The sequence below is a fragment of the Promicromonospora kroppenstedtii DSM 19349 genome (assembly GCF_000515355.1).
GTDB classification, from domain to species: Bacteria; Actinomycetota; Actinomycetes; order Actinomycetales; family Cellulomonadaceae; genus Promicromonospora; species Promicromonospora kroppenstedtii.
The window spans coordinates 128,322-130,846 of the sequence record NZ_KI911759.1 but is presented as its reverse complement, the minus strand read 5'-3'; the positions used below and the strand labels follow the sequence as shown (position 1 = coordinate 130,846).

Here is a 2,525-nt window from a genome sequence, read left to right as displayed (position 1 = left end):
CCGTCGCCGCCCCCGCACAGGCGGCATGCTCGGCCGTCGCCGCGCACGCGCCGAGCCACGTGGCGGACCCGCCCGGCTGCGACCCGGTCGGCATCCCGATCGAGCTGGGCGAACCCACCGACGGCGCGACCGACACCTGGCAGTCCACCGAGACGGACGGCGTCGGCTACAAGCTCCCCGCCGACTGGACCGGTCGCGCGATCGTGGGCGACGGCGGCGCCGGCCACGAGTGGGAGTCGCCCGAGACCATCTACTCGGACGAGTTCGGCGACCTGCACTGGCGGGTCCTGATGCAGTCGCCCTTCGTCGACCAGGAGATGCCCGACCCCGAGGTGCTGAACGAGCTCGGGTGGTACGCCTCGTACATCGACATCGACGGTGCCTCGGAGGCCGTGCTCACAGCTGCGCAGACCGAGCACTGGGGTGCCCCGGGCGTCGAGACGATCGACTTCCAGGTCTTCGTCCAGTCCGAGGAGACCGGCGTGGTCAGCCGGTTCATGGGCGAGCTGCCCCCGGGCGAGGAGGGCCAGTTCCTCCTGGACAACTTCGTACCGACGATCGAGCCCTGATCCTGGGCCGAGCCGAACCGAGGCGGGTCCCGGCAGGGGCCCGCCTCGTGGCCTCCGAGTCGGGGCTCAGCCCGCAAGGTGCTCCGCGAGCCGCTCGACGAAGGCCGCCTGGGCGCTGACGACGACGCGCCGCGCGTCGTCGGGCGCGAACCAGGTGACGCGGTCGATCTCGGGGACCTCGATCCGCCTGCCCGACCGCGGCGGCCATTCGACCTCGACCGTGTTGCTGCTGATCCGGGTCAGGTCGGGCCCGGGTCGCGGCCACTCGCGCGCCCACGCGAGCACCACCTTGCCGGCGCGCTGCCGCACCTCGCCCAGGTCGATGTCGGGGGCCGACGGCGCGGGCAGGTCCAGCCCGAGCTCCTCGCCCGCCTCGCGCAGCGCCGCGGCGTGCGGGTCCTCGCCGGGTTCGAGCTCGCCCTTCAGGACGGTCCACGAACCGGCGTCCTTGCGGGCCCAGAACGGCCCGCCCATGTGACCCAGCAGCACCTCGAGGCCGCCGCCGGGCAGCCGCCGGAAGGGCAGGAGGCCCGCGCTCGTCGTCGCCATGGGTCCCAGTCTGGGTGCTCGCGGCGTCGGCGACACCCCGACGCCGCTACGGTTCCGGGATGAGGACGATCACCGACCCCGCGGACCGCTTCGACATCCCGTTCACCGCCGACGAGAAGCAGACCCTGCTCGGGATCCTCGCCTTCCAGCGCGACACGCTGCGCTGGAAGTGCTCCGGGCTGAGCAGCGAGCTGCTCGCCTACCGCCACGCCCCGAGCACGCTCTCGCTCGGCGGTCTGCTCAAGCACCTCGCGGTGATCGAGGCGGCCTGGGTCAACGTGACGTTCGCGGGGACGGTGGAGACGCCGTCCTGGTACTCCCAGTACGAGGCGCAGCGGGAGCGCACCGACTGGACCTTCGCCACCGCCGTGGACGACTCGGCCGAACAGCTGCTGACCTGGCTCGACGAGGCGCAGCGGGTCACGGAGCGGGTGGTCGCCGAGGCGGACCTCGACGCGATCGCCCAGGAGCCGTTCTGGGACGGCGAGCGGGCCACGTTGCGGTGGATCCTGCTGCACCTGGTCCAGGAGTACGCCCGGCACCTGGGGCATGCAGATCTGATCCGGGAGGCGATCGACGGGTCGGCGGGGATCTAGGTCGTTGGCCTCAAGGTCCGTTGTTGTACGGGGCGGGCTGGGGCGGCGGGTGAGGTGCTGGTGCTACCGGTGCAGGTGCGGGTGCGGGTGCTGGTGATAGCTCGTATTGGCGCGCTCTGGGTGTTTGCCCACAGGGTGCGCATCCGAATTCTGCTATCGGCAGACCGGGTCGATTCGACGAGCGATGCGAACGTGTGTGCCATATATTGATGGCATGACGCGAATCGGTGAGGTACCAGATCGAGCAGGCGGGGAGCCTGCTCGATCGGTGCTGCCTGGGAACGGGCCGGGACTGCCTGGCGGGTCGGTGCTCAGGGGCGAGCCGAGGCCACTTGGTGGGGCGGTGCTGACCGGTGCTGCCGAGTCACCGGTAGCCACCGGTGCGTCCGAGGCCAGTGGCGTCGTCGACCTCGCGGGCGTGCGGGCCGTGCGCCGGGCCCTGGCAGAGATGATCTTGCCCGGTGCCACTGACACTCGGTCCGGTGACACCGACGTCTCGCTGGCGGTGCAGGCCCAGTGGGTCGATCTGATCGGTGAGTTGGAGGCCGTGAAGAACGCGATCACCGCGACCCAGGCGCGGCTGACGGTCGCCCTGGACGAGGCCACCCGCGCCGAGGAGGCCCGGCAGAGCATCCGGGCCGAACGGCAAGGGCGCGGTGTGCCGAACCAGGTCGGTGCCGCGTTGCGGGTCAGCCCACACGCCGGGGCCGGGTTCGTGGCCACCTCCCGCGTCTGGATCACCCAGATGCCCCACACCTTCACCGCCCTGCAGACCGGGGTCCTCTCGCAATGGCGGGCCACCCTCCTGGTG

General features: G+C 71.7%; 3 protein-coding genes and 1 pseudogene. 3 read left to right on the top strand and 1 reads right to left on the bottom strand.

Going from position 1 to position 2,525, the window contains the following annotated elements; genetic code table 11:
- Positions 1–569 (top strand): hypothetical protein (locus tag PROKR_RS36415; RefSeq protein ID WP_169736610.1); only part of this gene is annotated, 569 nt, incomplete at its 5' end.
- A gap of 66 nt (positions 570–635) precedes the next feature.
- Here the strand turns inward: PROKR_RS36415 and PROKR_RS27245 are convergent.
- Positions 636–1,118, bottom strand: a complete 483-nt coding sequence (locus tag PROKR_RS27245) for an NUDIX hydrolase (RefSeq protein WP_036970048.1) — start codon at positions 1,116–1,118, stop codon at positions 636–638.
- Positions 1,119–1,177: 59 nt separating this feature from the next.
- Here PROKR_RS27245 and PROKR_RS27240 point away from each other — a divergent pair, with 59 nt between their 5' ends.
- Together PROKR_RS27240 and PROKR_RS36410 are read left to right on the top strand one after the other, a co-directional pair.
- Positions 1,178–1,714: a DinB family protein gene (locus PROKR_RS27240; protein ID WP_051433426.1), complete on the top strand. Its 537-nt coding sequence runs from the start codon at positions 1,178–1,180 to the stop codon at positions 1,712–1,714.
- A gap of 448 nt (positions 1,715–2,162) precedes the next feature.
- Positions 2,163–2,525 (top strand): annotated as a pseudogene (locus tag PROKR_RS36410) (hypothetical protein); the annotation flags it as partial.